We start from the raw sequence: 17,636 nt of genomic DNA on the forward strand, positions 1-17,636 counted from the left end.
TGACCTTAAATTTTTTCAATAGCGAAAGTTAAAAAAATTTAAAATGGGCCCATTTTATAAATCCGATTTAGGTGTAAATCGAGTTTTTGTTGGCGCATTTTGTATACATCTAAGAGGCAGCTGACATTATCTTGGCATTGATTACGTAGCTGTAGCCATTTGATTTGTTCTTCTTGAATTACTGAACGAGTACCCATCGGCACCAATTTACGCAAAATATTATACGTGGTCGCCATTTTAACATCGGCATCATTAAGCTCACTGTGCTTACAAATGGCTTTCTCAGTTGCCGTCTGCGCGCGCTCACACACAAAGCTCGCTGCTTGTGTCGCAGCAGCAGAACATGCTAATCCAAGCAGGCAAACTAAAGCGAGTGTTTTCATACAAGTATTCATGGCAATATTTCAGTTAAGCTTAGTAGATTGTTTGTAAATTCAATAGCCTAATTTTGTTAGCAATCTGCTATTTTCTGCAAAACATAAAAAAGCCTCCAAAAATGGAGGCTTATATATACGCTTACAATTAGAACTTGTAGCTATAACCTAATGTATAAACAATTGGGTCAATATCTAGATCAAATTTATCGCCACCAACTGCATCAATTAAAGTCACTTCTGGGCTTAAATCTGCATAACGTACGTCTGCATACACACCCCAGTTTTTCGCATCAGCAGGTTGGTAGTTAAAACCAACTTGACCCGCAAAGCCAAACTCTTCTTTTACCTCTTTCGCTGCACCTTCTTCATCCCAAGCAATAAATGCAGTACCACCTACACCAATATAAGGTGTGAAGCGTGTTGAGTTTTTAAAATTGTATTTTGCTGTAATAGTTGGTGGTAAGTGTTTAATCTTAGCCGCTTTGCCACCATCGAGTAATACGTCATGGTTAAATGGTGTAGCCAGCAATAATTCTGTAGAGAAATTGTCGTTAAAGAAATATTCAACAGATGGAGTAAAACCAAGCTCGCTATCTGCTTTCACTGTACCTAGATCGATTTGAGTATCGCTTGTTGGCGCTAGAGCAGATGCACCAATTTTAACTTGCCATTCACCTGCCACTGCTGCAGTAGACATCCCCAATAATGCTACAATTGCAATTTGTTTTAACATAAAGTCTTACTCTTTAAATCATTTATACAGATATTAAACATAGAGTATATTTAATATGCAATATCTATAAATTAGCATTTAATTCATTTATTTTTAATTTATTGATTTTTATATAAATTTATTTTAATCCAACCAACTTGGTCAATTTTAAAAAGTGTGACCAAGTTGGTTATATCTTTAAATTAAAATCTGAGTGTTTTTATCAGATTTTAATAAAAGCGTGATTTAAAGCACCATGGCAGCAATCCAACCAAATACCATTAATGGAATATTATAATGGATAAATGTTGGGATCACGCTGTCCTTCATATGGTCATGTTGACCATCCATATTTAAACCTGATGTTGGACCTAAAGTTGAGTCAGACGCCGGAGAACCTGCATCACCTAAGGCCGCCGCAGTACCAATAATGGCAATGGTTGCCGCTGGACTAAAACCAAACTGTAAACAAAGTGGTACGTAAATAATGGCCAAAATTGGTACAGTCGAGAATGATGAACCAATGCCTAAAGTAATTAAAAGACCAATTAATAGCATCCAAAATGCAGCTAAGGCTTGGCTATTACCAATCCACTGTACAGATGCCTCAACCAGTGCCGGCACTTGGTTGGTTGCTTCAATGACAGAAGCAAAACCTTGTGCGGAAATCATAATAAAGCCAACCAATGCCATCATACGCATACCGCTAATGATTACATCATCTGCTTCTTTCCACTTAAAGATACCCGCAAAGCTTAAAATAGAAACACCTACTAGGCCTGCTAGAATCATTGAATCTGAATAGAGCTGTACCGCTAAGGTGGCTACTACCGCAAATGCTGCCATGTACAGTGTAAATTTAGCAATTTTAGGTGCACCAGTTTGGTCAGTTGTAATTTCATCAGCAATACTGGCTGATGCTTCAACTTGTACATCTTGATAGTCACGTGGTTTACGATAACTAAAGAAGATTGCAATCAGCAAACCAATAAACATACCCAACACAGGAATCGCCATAGCTGCTGGAATTTGGTCATAGCTAATTGAAAAGCCGTACGGCTTACCAAAATTATTGATGTTATTCCCTAAAATATCATTTAAGAAAATTGCACCAAAACCGACAGGTACCAGCATATAAGTCGCAACTAAACCAAAAGTCAATAAACAGGCAATTAAACGACGGTCAAGTTTAAGGTGGTTAAATACGCTCAGCAGTGGCGGAATTAATACAGGGATAAAGGCGATATGTACAGGTAACACGTTTTGCGAACTGATCGCAGCTAAAGCAACAGTAAAGAATAAAATCATTTTGACTTTATTTTGTGCTTTTGCACTGGCATCACCTTTTAAGGCTTCAATCAATTTATAAGCCAAAAGATCAGGTAACCCAGAACGCGCTAATGCCAAGGCAAATGCACCTAATACACCATAGGCTAAGGCAATTTGTGCCCCACCACCTAAGCCGTTATTAAAGGCTTCTAAAGTACCTTGCAGTCCTAAGCCTGCCAACAAACCACCCGTGACGGCACCAATAATTAGGGCGAAAACCACAGGCACACGAGCCAACGACAGGCCAAACATGACCCCGATAGCAGCTAGAATCGCGAACATAAGAGAAGAGAAGGAATGATAAAAACAGCATTTTATCAGAGTTTGCAAAAAAGAGGCGTTTGCTAGAAATATGAATAGTTTTTAGGCGTAAAAAAAGCACCCGTTTGGATGCTCTTTTTCGTCTACATTTTAGCGATTTTTTTGTTCAATTGCTGCACCGGCACCACCACCCAGTGCACCACCAATCGCTGCACCAGTGTTACCACCAAAGACGCTTTTACCAACAGCAGAACCAATTGCACCGCCTACGCCACTGTAAGTTGCATTACGATTTGAACCACCTTGTGCTTTACTGCCTACAGCAGCACCAGCACCGCCACCTACAGCAGAACCCACACCACCGCCTACGCTGTTGCCCAAACCACCACCTACAGCACCGCCTAGTGCTGCTGCGCCAATCCGTTGTTGGTTAGAGTTCATGCTTTCACAGCCTGTTAAGCTAAAAACTGCCAATGTCGCTACTGCAGCTGCACCCATAAATTTGTTCATTGCTTTGATCCTAACTCATGTTGTTTAGCACTAGTTTAAAGCTTATTTAAGGATTAACTATTTTGAAACTGTTAAAGCTGGCAATGAATTGCTGTAATGATGTAAAAATCACTTTCTTTGTCAGAGCAAAGTTAGTTCTGATCTTCTAAAATCACCACATCACTCGTGACTACTCCATTTTCAGAAGCCACTTTATGTACAACTTGTTGTGTGCTTTTTGGGTCTTTTGTCATCTCGAGCTTTAATTGGCGTTTTACAGGTTCAATTTCACCACGACGAAATTCCATACCTGCTGCATCAATATGTGTGCTTTCAGATACCAATTGCCCTTCTTGCGTTAAGCGTTTACTTTCTTGAATTTTAAAGGTGGGTACAATCATACTACCGCGACGCACCACAGGAGGTGCCATACCCGCTTCAGAAAATTTCATGTCTTTGTCAGCAAAGTAAATGTCTTTCGCAATAATATCTTTGCCTTTATTGCTTACTTCAAATACGGTCGCTTGTGTGGTACGAACTGGCTCTTGACCTTCAGCCCTACGAATCACTTGGGTTTTTACTACAGGCACAACTGCACTGTCTGGTAGAACAATGGCGGTTGGCATGGGTTTGTTTTCAGCTGCTACTGTAGCCATTGCAATTAAGCTTAACCCCAACGTTAAAAGTGTTGATTTAATTTGCATAGATTGCCCCTTCATTTTTAAGTTTTTACAATTATTTATAAAGCTTTAGAAATGAATATAGGCAATTTTTAAACAATCGCCAAGTTATAATTTTTTGATGCGTTTTCTCATACTTTGCAGCGCTAAAAGAAACATGATTGATCAATAAAAAAAGCCACCCGAAGGTGGCTTTTTATGCTTGGTTTAAAGGGCTAATTAAAGACCGTTAAACTCATCGCTAAATGCTTGGCTAAGCGCTTGGTCAACGTCAGAGAAATCGTTGTGAAGTGCAAGCTCTGCAGCTTCTGCTTCTTGACGACGACGCTCTAAGTGGTAAGCCAAACCTGTACCCGCTGGGATCAGACGACCTACAACTACGTTTTCTTTCAGACCACGTAAATCATCTTCTTTACCTGTTACAGCCGCTTCAGTTAACACACGAGTTGTTTCCTGGAACGATGCAGCAGAGATGAACGAGTCAGTAGAAAGCGACGCTTTCGTGATACCCATCAATTGACGTTCAAACTTCGCAGGGAATTTGTTTTGCGCAAGAACAGCTTGGTTCTCTTGCATCACGCGGATGTAATCCACTTGTTCGCCTTTGATGAAGCTTGTGTCGCCGCCGTCAGTAATGTCAACTTTACGTAACATTTGACGAACGATCACTTCGATGTGCTTATCGTTGATTTTTACACCTTGCAGACGGTAAACGTCCTGAACTTCGTTCACGATGTAGTTCGTCAACGCCACTTCGCCTTTTAAGCGTAAGATGTCGTGTGGGTTTTGTGGACCATCAGAAATCGTCTCACCACGGTTCACATGCTCACCTTCGAACACGTTAATGGTACGCCACTTCGGAATTAACTCTTCGTAGATCTCAGAGCCATCATCTGGAGTGATCACAAGACGGTTCTTACCTTTGGTCTCTTTACCAAAGCTGACAACACCTGACACTTCTGCCAAGATTGCGTGCTCTTTTGGTTTACGTGCTTCGAATAAATCCGCTACGCGTGGAAGACCACCGGTAATATCACGAGTACGTGAAGTTTCTTGTGGAACACGACCAATAACATCACCCACACCAATCGTTTCGCCATCGCGAACCGTTAAAATGGTGTTTTGTGGCAAGAAGTAGAACTGTTCGCCGCCATCTGTTGTGTCTAATACAACGGCAGGACGTAGATCTTTACCTGACGCAGGACGTGAAGTCACTGGTAAGATTTCAATCGTCGACATACCTGTTGCATCATCAGTTTTGGTCGTAACAGTCACGCCATCAGAGATTTGGCTGAAACGTACTTTACCGGCAACTTCTGTAACAAGTGGATGTGTATGCGGATCCCAAGTCGCTACGATACCGCCAGCTTCTACGCTCTCGCCATCTTTAATGATGATAGACGCACCGTAAGGAAGTTTATAGCGCTCGCGCTCACGACCGATATCATCAGCAATACCAATCTCACCTGAACGAGATGTTGATACCAAGTGACCTTTGGCATGTTGTACGGTTTTCACGTTGTGGAAACGTACTGTACCTTTGTTACGTACTTGGATGCTATTAGCAGCAGACGTTCGGCTTGCCGCACCACCCACGTGGAAGGTACGCATGGTTAACTGTGTACCTGGCTCACCAATTGATTGAGCAGCCATTACACCTACAGATTCACCTGGGTTCACCTGATGACCACGTGCCAAGTCACGGCCGTAACATTTCGCACATACACCAAAGCTTGATTCACAAGATACAACAGAACGAACTTTAACTTCGTCGACACCGTTGTCTTCGAGGAACGTTGCAAGTTTCTCGTCAATCAACGTGTTACGAGGTAGAAGAACTTCATCTGTACCAGGTTTCTTCACATCTTCAGCAACAACACGACCTAGAACTCGAGTACCTAAGTTCTCGATGACATCGCCACCTTGAATGAACGGAGTCATGACTAGACCGCCCATCGTGCCACAATCTGGCTCAGTGATCACTAAGTCTTGTGCTACGTCAACTAAACGACGCGTTAAGTAACCCGAGTTCGCAGTTTTAAGTGCTGTATCGGCCAAACCTTTACGCGCACCGTGTGTTGAAATGAAGTACTGAAGTACGGTCAAACCTTCACGGAAGTTGGCTTTAATTGGTGTTTCAATAATCGAGCCATCTGGTTTTGCCATCAAACCACGCATACCTGCAAGCTGACGAATCTGCGCCGCACTACCACGGGCACCAGAGTCTGACATCATGTAGATTGAGTTGAATGATTTTTGCTTCTCATCTTCACCCTGTTTGTTTTTAACAGTAGTGAAAGATAAGTTGTCCATCATTGCTTTAGCAACTTGGTCGTTGGTACGCGCCCAAATATCGACAACTTTGTTGTAACGTTCACCCGCAGTTACGAAACCTTGCTCGAACTGTTGTTCGATTTCACGAACTTCAGCTTCAGCTTTCTCAATAATTGAGTATTTCGCTTCTGGAATCAGCATGTCTTCCATACCAACCGACACGCCTGAACGTGTTGCTTGACGGAAACCTAAGTACATCAATTGGTCAGCAAAGATAACCGTATCTTTCAGACCTAATTTACGGTAGCAAGAGTTGATTAACTTAGAGATGTTCTTTTTCGTCATCTCAAGGTTAATTTGCTCGAAGCTTAAGCCTTCAGGCACAACTTCCCAAAGTAAGCAACGACCAGGTGTCGTGTCTACAACAATAGTTTGTTGTTCACGGTTACCATCTTCGTCAATCACTGTTTGGTGTACACGTGCTTTCACGCGAGCGTGTAAATCAACTTGACCTGTTGCAAGTGCACGGTTTACTTCATGAGTATCCGCAAACACCATGCCTTCACCTTTGGCATTGATCGCATCACGTGTGATGTAGTACAAGCCTAAGACAACGTCCTGAGACGGTACGATGATTGGCTCACCGTTCGCTGGAGACAAGATGTTGTTGGTTGACATCATTAACGCACGAGCTTCTAACTGAGCTTCAAGTGTTAATGGAACGTGTACCGCCATTTGGTCACCGTCGAAGTCGGCGTTGAACGCAGCACATACGAGTGGGTGAAGACGGATCGCTTTACCTTCAATCAGAATCGGTTCAAATGCTTGAAGACCTAAACGGTGAAGTGTTGGCGCACGGTTCAACATCACTGGATGTTGACGAATCACAGAGGCTAAAACGTCCCAAACTTCTGGGGTCTCGCGCTCAACCATTTTCTTCGCAGCTTTAATGGTGGTTGCTTGACCAGAGGCTTGTAGTTTGGCAAAGATAAACGGCTTGAACAATTCAAGTGCCATTTTCTTCGGAAGACCACATTGGTGTAAACGTAAGTTTGGACCTACAGTAATTACCGAACGACCAGAATAGTCAACACGCTTACCAAGTAAGTTTTGACGGAAACGACCTTGCTTACCTTTAATCATATCGGCTAAAGATTTAAGCGGACGTTTGTTTGAACCGGTAATTGCACGACCACGACGACCGTTGTCTAACAATGCATCTACAGACTCTTGTAACATACGTTTTTCGTTACGTACGATAATGTCTGGCGCTGCAAGGTCAAGAAGACGTTTTAAACGGTTGTTACGGTTGATCACACGACGGTAAAGGTCGTTCAAATCAGAAGTTGCGAAACGACCACCTTCAAGTGGTACAAGCGGACGAAGATCTGGTGGAAGAACTGGAAGTACAGTTAACACCATCCATTCTGGCTTGTTGTTCGAATCGTTGAATGCTTCCATTAACTTCAAACGCTTAGATGCTTTCTTAAGCTTAGTTTCTGAAGTTGTTACTGGAATTTCTTCACGAAGACGCGCAATTTCCGCTTCAAGATCGATGTCTTTAAGCAAGTCTTGAACAGCTTCTGCACCCATTTTCGCAGTGAATTCGTCACCGTGTTCTTCTAACGCATTGAAGTATTCTTCATCGTTAAGAAGTTGGTATTTCTCAAAAGGCGTCATACCTGGGTCAGTTACAACGTAAGATTCGAAATACAATACGCGTTCGATATCACGTAAAGTCATATCAAGTAACAAACCGATACGGCTTGGTAATGATTTTAAGAACCAGATGTGTGCAACTGGAGAAGCAAGCTCGATGTGACCCATACGTTCACGACGAACTTTTGCAGTTGTTACTTCAACGCCACATTTTTCACAAATGACGCCTTTGTATTTCATACGCTTGTATTTACCACACAAGCATTCGTAATCTTTTACTGGACCAAAGATTTTGGCACAGAATAAACCATCACGTTCTGGTTTGAACGTACGATAGTTAATTGTCTCAGGCTTTTTCACTTCACCATGAGACCATGACTTAATCATTTCTGGTGACGCAAGACCAATACGGATGCGATCAAACTCTACAGGAGCGTGACCGTCTGAGTCCGTCTTTTTGCGCATGATATCGAGCAAGTCTTTCAATTTTTTTCTCCGTGTGTTGAGAAGATTTTCGCTTCCCAACTGGGTCACAAATATTGTTTTTTAACTGAACTAATCCCCCGTCCAATCCCGCCTACTTAAGCGGGAAACTCCCCTTAAGATTAAGAGGAGTGAATCCCCCCCTTTTATCAAGGGGGTTGGGGGATCAAATGGAACTAATTAGTCACCATTTTTCAGTTCAATGTTGATACCTAAAGAACGGATCTCTTTGGTCAATACGTTGAACGATTCTGGCATACCTGGGTCCATATAATGGTTACCATCTACAATGTTTTTGTAGATACGGGTACGACCTTCAACGTCATCCGATTTCACTGTAAGCATTTCTTGAAGCGTGTATGCAGCACCGTATGCTTCTAGTGCCCATACTTCCATCTCACCGAAACGCTGACCACCGAACTGTGCTTTACCACCAAGCGGCTGCTGTGTTACTAGTGAGTAAGAACCAGTAGAACGCGCATGCATCTTGTCGTCAACCAAGTGGTTCAGTTTCAACATGTACATATAACCTACAGTTACAGGACGGTCGAAACGTTCACCTGTACGGCCATCGTACAATACGGTTTGACCCGTACGTGAGATACCACCAAGTTCAAGTAAGTCTTTGATTTGTGATTCTTCAGCACCATCAAATACTGGAGTCGCTAAAGGTACACCTTTACGCAAGTTACCAGATAATGCCAAGATTTCTTGGTCAGTTAAGCTATCAAGATCTTCTTGCTCGCCACCAACTTTGTTGTAAATCTTGTCTAAGAATTCACGTAGCTCAAGTACAGTACGTTGCTCTTTCATCATCTTGTCGATTTGATCGCCAAGACCTTTCGCCGCCATACCTAAGTGAGTTTCAAGAATCTGACCCACGTTCATACGTGACGGTACACCCAGTGGGTTAAGTACTACGTCTACAGGTACGCCGTTAGCATCGTGTGGCATGTCTTCTACAGGTAGGATGTTAGATACAACACCTTTGTTACCGTGACGACCCGCCATCTTATCACCCGGTTGGATGCGACGTTTAACAGCTAAGTAAACTTTAACAACTTTCAATACGCCAGTTGTAAGTTCGTCACCTGTAGAAAGTTTGCGTTTTTTCTCAGCAAATTTCTCGTCGATCTCTTGGCTCTTCTCTTTCAAGAATACTTGAATTTGAGTTAAGCGTTCCGCGATACCTTCGTCAACTGGTTGGATATCCATTAAGTCAACAAGTTCTAAACCAGCAAGTAACTCTTCAGTTAACTTATCGCCACGTTTAGTTGTACCGCCACCGTTAGATTCTTGACCAGCAAGTAAACGGATAATACGTTCACGCGCTGCTTCTTCGAAGATTTTGAACTCTTCTTTTAAATCTTTACGGTAAGCATCAAGCTGCGCTTTTTCAATTGCTTGTGCACGTTCATCTTTTTCAAGACCGTCACGTGTAAACACTTGAACGTCAATAACTGTACCTTTAACACCTGAAGATACGCGTAAAGATGAATCTTTCACGTCAGCTGCTTTTTCGCCAAAGATCGCGCGAAGCAGTTTTTCTTCTGGAGTAAGTTGAGTTTCGCCTTTAGGCGTTACTTTACCTACAAGGATGTCACCCGCAGTCACTTCAGCACCGATATAAACGATACCTGACTCATCAAGTTTAGAAAGTGCTGCTTCACCCACGTTTGGAATGTCGGCAGTAATTTCTTCCGCACCAAGCTTAGTATCACGTGCTACACATGATAATTCTTGAATGTGGATTGATGTTAAACGGTCTTCTTGAAGTACGCGCTCTGATAACAAGATCGAGTCTTCGTAGTTGTAACCGTTCCACGTCATGAACGCAACGCGCATGTTCTGACCCAGTGCAAGCTCACCGCCATCAGTCGATGGACCATCAGCAAGAACGTCACCACGACCCACTTGATCACCTAAGTTCACAAGAACTTTTTGGTTAATACAAGTGTTTTGGTTCGAACGTGTGTATTTGATCAAGTTGTAGATATCTACACCTGCCTCACCCGCAACCATCTCTTCTTCGTTGACACGAATCACCACACGTGATGCGTCAACAAATTCGATACGACCACCACGTTTCGCGATCACACACACACCAGAGTCATGTGCTACGTTCGCTTCCATACCTGTACCAACAAGTGGTTTGTCTGCGATTAACGTAGGAACAGCCTGACGCTGCATGTTTGAACCCATTAACGCACGGTTGGCGTCATCGTGCTCAAGGAAAGGAATTAGTGACGCCGCTACAGATACAACCTGCTGTGCAGATACATCCATATGGGTTACTTTTTCAGGCGGCATACGTACGAAATCACCTTGGTGACGTACAGATACCACTTCTTCTAATAAGTTACCGTCTGTATCAACTGCAGAATCGGCCTGTGCAATCACAGTACCTACTTCTTCAATTGCAGATAAGTATTCAACTTCGTCTGTTACACGGCCATCAACCACTTTACGGTAAGGTGTTTCTAAGAAACCAAAGTTGTTACATTTTGCGTATACAGAAAGCGAGTTGATCAAACCAATGTTTGGACCTTCCGGCGTTTCAATTGGACAAACACGACCGTAATGCGTTTGATGTACGTCACGTACTTCGAAGCCCGCACGTTCACGTGTTAAACCACCAGGGCCAAGCGCTGATACACGACGTTTGTGTGTAATTTCAGATAATGGGTTGTTTTGGTCCATGAACTGAGATAACTGGCTTGAACCAAAGAATTCTTTGATTGCAGCAGCAACTGGCTTCGCATTGATTAAATCTTGCGGAGACAAGTTGTCTGTTTCAGCTTGTGATAAACGTTCTTTAACAGCACGCTCTACACGAACTAAACCTACACGGAATTGGTTTTCAGTCATTTCACCAACTGAACGTACGCGACGGTTACCTAAGTGGTCGATATCGTCGACTTCACCTTTACCGTTACGGATTTCAACTAATGTTTTTAATACATCAGTGATGTCTTCGTTCGATAGGATGCCTTCAACTTCACGCGATTTCTGATCAGTACCGACTTCGTAAGGACGACCCAAACGACGGTTGAACTTCATACGACCAACTGGAGATAGGTCATAACGTTCAGATGAGAAGAACAAGTTGTTGAATAAGTTTTCAGCAGCTTCTTTTGTTGGCGGCTCGCCTGGACGCATTACTTTGTAGATTTCTACTAATGCTTCTTCACGATCTTTGGTTAAATCAGCACGTAATGAGTCAGCAATGAATGAACCACGGTCGATGTCATTGGTGAATAGGATGTTAAATTGTTTAACGCCGCCTTCAGCCAATTTCACCATGATTTCATGGCTTAACAAGGTGTTTGCAGGAATAATATCGCCATCACGTAATTGGATGTCTTCTGCAGTAATACGCTCGTATAAGTATTCATCTGGAACAGAAAGCTTAGTTAAGCCAGCCGCTTCCATTTGACGTACGTGACGCGCGTTAATACGTTTACCTTGTTCAACAATTGTTTTGCCATCATTGTCAGCAATATCAAATTGCGCCATTTCGCCACGCAGGCGTTCTGGAACGAGGTCAATTTGATAGCTACCCATGTCTAGGTATACAGGCACTTTTTCGTAGAACAAGTCTAGGATTTGTGTATTGTTATAACCTAAAGCACGTAGGATTACAGTCGCTAGCAATTTACGACGACGGTCGATACGTACGTAGACTAAGTCTTTGGCATCAAATTCAAAGTCTAACCATGAACCACGGTAAGGAATAATACGTGCTGAATAAAGCACTTTACCGCTTGAATGCGTTTTGCCTTTATCGTGGTCAAAGAATACGCCCGGTGAACGGTGTAATTGAGAAACGATAACACGCTCAGTACCGTTAATGACGAAGGTACCGTTTTCAGTCATGAGTGGCATTTCACCCATGTACACTTCTTGCTCACGTACGTCTTTGATTGACTTCGTTTCGCGATCCTTTAAGATCAAACGAATCTTAACGCGCATTGGTGCCGCATAAGTTGAGCCGCGAAGGATACACTCACGAACGTCAAACTCAGGTTTACCAAGACTATACTCAACAAATTCTAGAGCAGCATTGCCAGAATAACTTTCAATTGGGAAAACTGAACGAAACGCGGCTTGGAGACCAATATCATCGCGGTTTTTTGGAGTTTTACCGTCTTGTAAGAACGTTCTGTACGAGTCGACTTGAATCGCGAGCAAGTACGGCACGTCCATCACTTGGGGCAATTTACCAAAATTCTTACGGATCCGTTTCTTTTCGGTATATGAGTATGCCATCTGGAGTCCTCGGAAAGTGAACTAAGCCCGCCTGCAGAACGGACTTAGAAGGAATTACGCAGGCCGATATGGCCACCACTTTTTACAAATGCTGCAATTTTCAGTGGTATAAAAACGCTTAACAATATTTTTAGGCAAAAAAATATTGGTAAACATTTGATTTTTATCTTTATTTTTAATTTGTATAGCGTTTAATGCATGCAAACAAAAATCGAGCCGATTATTGTAACGCAAAAAGGCTGATGACCCAAGGGCCACCAGCCAATTTTTGGAGCCAATTCTAAAGAATTAGCTCCGCTTAAGCAATTACTTAAGTGTAACAGTAGCGCCAGCTGCTTCAAGCTTAGCTTTAAGCTCTTCGCCTTCTTCTTTAGAAACTGCTTCTTTAAGAACTGCAGGTGCGCCTTCAACCATGTCTTTAGCTTCTTTAAGACCAAGGCCAGTAGCTTCACGAACTGCTTTAATTACAGCAACTTTGTTCGCGCCGAAAGAAGTTAATTCTACGTTGAATTCTGATTGCTCTTCAGCAGCAGCAGTAGCAGGACCTGCAGCAGCAACAGCTACAGCAGCAGCAGAAACGTTGAATTTCTCTTCGAAAGCAGAAATAAGTTCAACAAGTTCAAGAACAGTTTTTTCAGCAACTGCGTTTAGGATTTCTTCGTTAGTTAAAGCCATGAGAGTAACTCCAAATGGGGATTGAATGATGTGTGTGTAAGTTTAAGCAGCTTCTGACTCGTTTTTCTCTTTGAGCGCAGTAATAAGGCGACCCAATTTCGAAATAGGAGCTTGAAGAACGTTTGCAAGCATAGTAAGTGCTTTTTCTTGGTTTGGAAGGTTCGCGATCACGCTAACTTCTTCGCCTTGATACACTTTACCGTCAAATGCAGCAGCTTTAAGTTCAAATGCTTTGTTAGTTTTAGCAAATTCTTCGAACAAACGAGCAGCAGCGCCCATGTCGTCTTCAGAAGTTGAGAAAGCTAAGATTGTTGGGCCAACAAGGTTGTCTGCAAGAATACTGAATTGAGTATCTTGAAGAGCACGTTTAGCTAAAGTGTTACGTACGATACGTGTGTGAACACCTAGTTTACGAGCTTCAACACGTAGAGTTGTTAATTGCTCTACAGTTAAACCTTGATAGTCAGCAACAACAGCAGTGAAAGCAGTAGAAGCAACAGCGTTAACTTCAGCTACAATCTGTTTTTTGCCTTCGATAAGAAGAGCCATTGTAATACCTCCTAACGGTGATTTATGCACTCAAACAAGTGCACTCCCAATTCGTAAATTCATCGCTGAATTTACACGCGGAGGAGGAACCAAATCACACCACCGCGTCTACTCGGACTGGATTTTTAAGAAGGCAGCATAAAACTGCCCTCGCCCGAGGTCTTTGACGCTGATAAATCTCAATTTATCAATTCAAAGTTTGCCTAAGTTGCGCAATCAACGACGAAGCGTTTCTTGCGTAAGTTTTAAAGCAATGCTTTAAAACTTACTCAGGGCTTTAAAATTCTGTAATAAGTTAAAACTTATTTAGAAACGTTTGCTACATCAACAGTAAGACCAGGGCCCATAGTCGAGCTTAAAGTGATCTTTTGGATGTAAACACCTTTAGAAGTAGCAGGTTTTGCTTTCTTAAGGTCAGCGATAAGCGCTTCAACGTTTTGACGAACAGCTTCAGCAGAGAAACCTACTTGGCCAATCGCAGCGTGGATGATACCCGCTTTGTCTACACGGTAACGTGCTTGACCAGCTTTTGCATTTTTAACTGCAGTTGCTACGTCAGGAGTTACAGTACCCACTTTAGGGTTTGGCATTAAGCCACGTGGACCAAGGATCGTACCTAATTTACCCACAACACGCATAGCGTCAGGTGCAGCAATCACTACGTCAAAGTCTAAGTTACCAGCTTGGATGCTTTCAGCAAGATCATCAAAACCAACAACGTCCGCGCCTTCAGCTTTAGCAGCTTCAGCAGCAGCGCCTTGAGCAAACACAGCTACACGTACAGTTTTACCAGTACCTGCAGGAAGTGTAGTCGCGCCACGAACAACTTGGTCAGATTTACGAGGGTCAACACCTAGGTTTACCGCTACGTCCAAAGATTCTTTGAATTTAGCAGCAGGAAGGCTAGTAAGAACCGCTACAGCTTCATCCAAAGTGTAAACTTTGTTTGCTTCTACAGCAGCAGCAATCGCTTTTTGACGTTTAGTTAATTTAGCCATGTCTTAAAGCTCCACTTCCAAGCCCATAGAACGTGCAGAACCAGCGATGGTACGTACACGCGCGTCTAAGTCAGCACCAGTTAAATCTGGTTCTTTAGTAGTCGCGATCTCTTCTAATTGAGCACGAGTCAACTTACCAACTTTGTTTTTGTTAGGTACAGCTGAACCCTTAGCAATACCAGCAGCTTTCTTAAGAAGAATAGCAGCAGGTGGAGTTTTCATGATGAATGTGAACGACTTATCGTTGTACACAGTGATCACGACTGGAATTGGAAGACCAGCTTCAAGTTTTTGTGTAGCAGCATTGAATTCTTTACAGAACGCCATGATGTTTACACCACGTTGACCTAGTGCAGGACCAATCGGTGGAGATGGATTCGCTTTACCAGCTGGAACTTGCAGCTTGATATAGCCGTCAATCTTCTTAGCCATTGTCAATTACCTCTGGGTGCAAACGCCGCTAGGCTCCCCAATGATTTTAAGTAACTTACGTTACAATAACAGTGCCCGACTCATACACGACAAATCGAGCGTTTTCAATCCAAACCAGTTAGATAGTCTTTTCGACTTGACGAAATTCCAATTCAACTTGGGTTGGACGGTTAAATACGTTAATGGTCAACGTTAAACGTGACTTTTCGTAAAGGACTTCTTCCACCACGCCTTTAAAGTCGGTGAATGGACCGTCAATTACGAGTAATTCTTCACCAGGTTCAAACATCGTCTTAGGACGAGGTGCTTCACCTTTGTTTTGTACACGTGCAAGAATTGCATCAGCTTCTTTTTGCGTAATTGGTGCAGGCTTTTCAGCAGTACCACCAATGAAACCTAAAACTTTTGGACATTCTTTAACAATGTGCCAAGTTTCATCGTTCATTTCCATTTCGACTAAGACATAGCCTGGAAAGAACTTACGCTCTGACTTGCGCTTCTTACCATCCTTCATTTCTACCACTTCTTCGGTAGGAACAAGGACTTCACCAAAGCTATCAGCAACAGCGCTACGCTGGATTCGATCATTAAGCGAACGCATCACTTGTTTTTCATAACCTGAATAGGCATGAATAATGTACCAACGTTTCATAGCTCTCTTACCCGATAATTAATTTAATAGCCCAGCCTAGAATGTAGTCGAAACACCACAGTAAAACCGATGCTACAAGTACAACAACAAGTACGTGCCAAGATGTGGTCATCGTCTCTTGTTTCGTCGGCCAAACAACGCGACGTAACTCAATTCGCGAGTCTTGAAGCAAGCGAACAAAGCCTTTGCCTTGATGGGTGGCGTATAATAAACCTAAAGCAACCACGATACAAGCCAAAATTACCCCAACACGTACCCAAATATCATTGGCTGGTGCCCAATAAGCTGGCAGATGTTGGTTGGTCATTAAAGCACCGACTAACAAAATCAATGCAATAGCCCATAAAACATAGTCTAAAGGCGACCCTGTTTTTACAACTTCAGCAGAATTATTTCTTTGAGGAATTGGCGCGTCGCTTAATGCGTCACGCGATTTATCGTTCGACATTTTTGTACTCGTCGTAGAATTCGCGATTTATTATATGACTAGATTCGCCAGCATCAAGCTTTTTTTAGAAAAGTGGCAGGCCAGGAGGGACTCGAACCCCCAACATTCGGTTTTGGAGACCGACGCTCTACCAATTGAACTACTAGCCTGCAGAGCAAATCGAGAGCCGAAGCCCTCGATCTGAAAAATAACTCAGTAATATTATATTACGCAGTTACTTTAGCAACAACACCCGCACCTACAGTACGGCCGCCTTCACGGATCGCAAAACGTAGACCTGGGTCCATTGCGATTGGGTGGATTAATTCTACTGACATTTCTACGTTGTCACCAGGCATAACCATTTCAACGCCGTCTTGAAGAGAGATTGCGCCAGTTACGTCAGTTGTACGGAAGTAGAACTGTGGACGGTAACCGTTAAGGAATGGAGTATGACGACCACCTTCTTCTTTAGAAAGTACGTATACTTCTGCGTCGAATTTAGTGTGTGGCTTGATCGCACCTGGTTTAGTTAATACTTGACCACGTTGAACGTCTTCACGCTTAGTACCACGTAGAAGAACACCACAGTTCTCGCCCGCACGACCTTCGTCAAGAAGTTTACGGAACATTTCTACGCCAGTTACAGTTGTTTTAACTGTGTCTTTGATACCAACGATTTCAACTTCTTCGCCTACTTTCACGATACCTGATTCAACACGGCCAGTGACTACTGTACCACGACCAGAAATAGAGAATACGTCTTCGATTGGCATTAAGAATGCTTTATCGATTGCACGTTCTGGTTCTGGGATGTAAGAGTCAAGCGCTTCAACAAGAGCTACAACAGCTGATTCGCCGTATTGACCTTGGTCACCGTTAAGTGCAGCTAAAGCTGAACCACGGATGATTGGAGTATCATCACCTGGGAAGTCGTAAGTAGAAAGAAGTTCACGAACTTCCATTTCTACTAATTCAAGAAGCTCTTCGTCGTCTACAAGGTCGCATTTGTTTAAGAATACAACGATGTAAGGTACACCTACCTGACGAGAAAGAAGGATGTGTTCACGAGTTTGTGGCATTGGACCATCAGTCGCAGCACATACAAGGATCGCACCGTCCATTTGAGCAGCACCAGTAATCATGTTTTTAACATAATCGGCGTGGCCCGGGCAGTCTACGTGAGCGTAGTGACGGATTGGAGAATCGTATTCTACGTGTGAAGTATTAATTGTAATACCACGTGCTTTTTCTTCTGGTGCTGAGTCAATTGCAGCGTAGTCTTTCGCTTCGCCACCAAATTGTTTAGCACATACAGTTGCAATCGCAGCTGTTAAAGTTGTTTTACCATGGTCAACGTGACCAATTGT

14 protein-coding genes and 1 tRNA gene are annotated in these 17,636 nt (G+C 42.9%); all 15 read right to left on the reverse strand.

The genetic code is table 11. The features are described 5' to 3' along the window. Positions 1-38: 38 nt before the first annotated feature. Entirely contained in the window at positions 39-383 is a 345-nt protein-coding gene (locus tag AC5YCI_RS09110; protein ID WP_496129449.1) for a lysozyme inhibitor LprI family protein, read from the reverse strand. Between the two features lie 139 nt (positions 384-522). Continuing rightward, on the reverse strand, positions 523-1,110 hold the full coding sequence (locus AC5YCI_RS09115) for an OmpW/AlkL family protein (protein WP_496129360.1): 588 nt from the start codon (positions 1,108-1,110) through the stop codon (positions 523-525). A gap of 225 nt (positions 1,111-1,335) precedes the next feature. Continuing rightward, positions 1,336-2,700, reverse strand: coding sequence for a Na+/H+ antiporter family protein (locus tag AC5YCI_RS09120; RefSeq protein WP_496175444.1), 1,365 nt, complete (start codon positions 2,698-2,700; stop codon positions 1,336-1,338). A gap of 129 nt (positions 2,701-2,829) precedes the next feature. Next, entirely contained in the window at positions 2,830-3,189 is a 360-nt protein-coding gene (locus AC5YCI_RS09125; RefSeq protein ID WP_496129358.1) for a DNA transfer protein p32, read from the reverse strand. A gap of 131 nt (positions 3,190-3,320) precedes the next feature. Next, entirely contained in the window at positions 3,321-3,872 is a 552-nt protein-coding gene (locus tag AC5YCI_RS09130) for a hypothetical protein (RefSeq protein WP_496129357.1), read from the reverse strand. 195 nt (positions 3,873-4,067) lie between these two features. Beyond that, positions 4,068-8,267: a DNA-directed RNA polymerase subunit beta' gene (rpoC, locus tag AC5YCI_RS09135; protein ID WP_496129356.1), complete on the reverse strand. Its 4,200-nt coding sequence runs from the start codon at positions 8,265-8,267 to the stop codon at positions 4,068-4,070. Positions 8,268-8,444: 177 nt separating this feature from the next. Next, the gene (gene rpoB, locus AC5YCI_RS09140; RefSeq protein WP_496129355.1) at positions 8,445-12,533 is read right to left on the reverse strand and encodes a DNA-directed RNA polymerase subunit beta; all 4,089 of its coding nucleotides are present in this window, start codon (positions 12,531-12,533) and stop codon (positions 8,445-8,447) included. Between the two features lie 306 nt (positions 12,534-12,839). Beyond that, the gene (gene rplL, locus AC5YCI_RS09145) at positions 12,840-13,208 is read right to left on the reverse strand and encodes a 50S ribosomal protein L7/L12 (RefSeq protein WP_496129354.1); all 369 of its coding nucleotides are present in this window, start codon (positions 13,206-13,208) and stop codon (positions 12,840-12,842) included. A 42-nt stretch (positions 13,209-13,250) separates the two neighbouring features. Then, positions 13,251-13,757, reverse strand: coding sequence for a 50S ribosomal protein L10 (rplJ, locus tag AC5YCI_RS09150; protein ID WP_496129353.1), 507 nt, complete (start codon positions 13,755-13,757; stop codon positions 13,251-13,253). Between the two features lie 302 nt (positions 13,758-14,059). Continuing rightward, entirely contained in the window at positions 14,060-14,755 is a 696-nt protein-coding gene (gene rplA / locus AC5YCI_RS09155; protein ID WP_122899001.1) for a 50S ribosomal protein L1, read from the reverse strand. 3 nt (positions 14,756-14,758) lie between these two features. Further along, positions 14,759-15,187 (reverse strand): 50S ribosomal protein L11, encoded by a 429-nt coding sequence (gene rplK / locus AC5YCI_RS09160; RefSeq protein WP_496129352.1) that lies wholly within the window; start codon positions 15,185-15,187, stop codon positions 14,759-14,761. Between the two features lie 118 nt (positions 15,188-15,305). Further along, the gene (gene nusG / locus AC5YCI_RS09165) at positions 15,306-15,839 is read right to left on the reverse strand and encodes a transcription termination/antitermination protein NusG (protein WP_496129351.1); all 534 of its coding nucleotides are present in this window, start codon (positions 15,837-15,839) and stop codon (positions 15,306-15,308) included. A 7-nt stretch (positions 15,840-15,846) separates the two neighbouring features. Further along, positions 15,847-16,287, reverse strand: a complete 441-nt coding sequence (gene secE / locus AC5YCI_RS09170) for a preprotein translocase subunit SecE (protein WP_496129350.1) — start codon at positions 16,285-16,287, stop codon at positions 15,847-15,849. 73 nt (positions 16,288-16,360) lie between these two features. Beyond that, positions 16,361-16,436, reverse strand: a tRNA-Trp gene (locus AC5YCI_RS09175). Positions 16,437-16,493: 57 nt separating this feature from the next. Further along, the coding region (tuf, locus tag AC5YCI_RS09180; protein ID WP_496129349.1) for an elongation factor Tu at positions 16,494-17,636 on the reverse strand (1,143 nt) is incomplete at its 5' end.

This window comes from Acinetobacter sp. CY17 (genome assembly GCF_059515825.1).

What these genes read in the sequence shown, in the direction of transcription:
- AC5YCI_RS09110 (WP_496129449.1), bottom strand. Translation starts at nt 383, where the DNA reads ATGAAAACACTCGCTTTAGTTTGCCTGCTTGGATTAGCATGTTCTGCT.
- AC5YCI_RS09115 (WP_496129360.1), bottom strand. Translation starts at nt 1,110, where the DNA reads ATGTTAAAACAAATTGCAATTGTAGCATTATTGGGGATGTCTACTGCA.
- AC5YCI_RS09120 (WP_496175444.1), bottom strand. Translation starts at nt 2,700, where the DNA reads ATGTTCGCGATTCTAGCTGCTATCGGGGTCATGTTTGGCCTGTCGTTG.
- AC5YCI_RS09125 (WP_496129358.1), bottom strand. Translation starts at nt 3,189, where the DNA reads ATGAACAAATTTATGGGTGCAGCTGCAGTAGCGACATTGGCAGTTTTT.
- AC5YCI_RS09130 (WP_496129357.1), bottom strand. Translation starts at nt 3,872, where the DNA reads ATGCAAATTAAATCAACACTTTTAACGTTGGGGTTAAGCTTAATTGCA.
- rpoB (WP_496129355.1), bottom strand. Translation starts at nt 12,533, where the DNA reads ATGGCATACTCATATACCGAAAAGAAACGGATCCGTAAGAATTTTGGT.
- rplL (WP_496129354.1), bottom strand. Translation starts at nt 13,208, where the DNA reads ATGGCTTTAACTAACGAAGAAATCCTAAACGCAGTTGCTGAAAAAACT.
- rplJ (WP_496129353.1), bottom strand. Translation starts at nt 13,757, where the DNA reads ATGGCTCTTCTTATCGAAGGCAAAAAACAGATTGTAGCTGAAGTTAAC.
- rplA (WP_122899001.1), bottom strand. Translation starts at nt 14,755, where the DNA reads ATGGCTAAATTAACTAAACGTCAAAAAGCGATTGCTGCTGCTGTAGAA.
- rplK (WP_496129352.1), bottom strand. Translation starts at nt 15,187, where the DNA reads ATGGCTAAGAAGATTGACGGCTATATCAAGCTGCAAGTTCCAGCTGGT.
- nusG (WP_496129351.1), bottom strand. Translation starts at nt 15,839, where the DNA reads ATGAAACGTTGGTACATTATTCATGCCTATTCAGGTTATGAAAAACAA.
- secE (WP_496129350.1), bottom strand. Translation starts at nt 16,287, where the DNA reads ATGTCGAACGATAAATCGCGTGACGCATTAAGCGACGCGCCAATTCCT.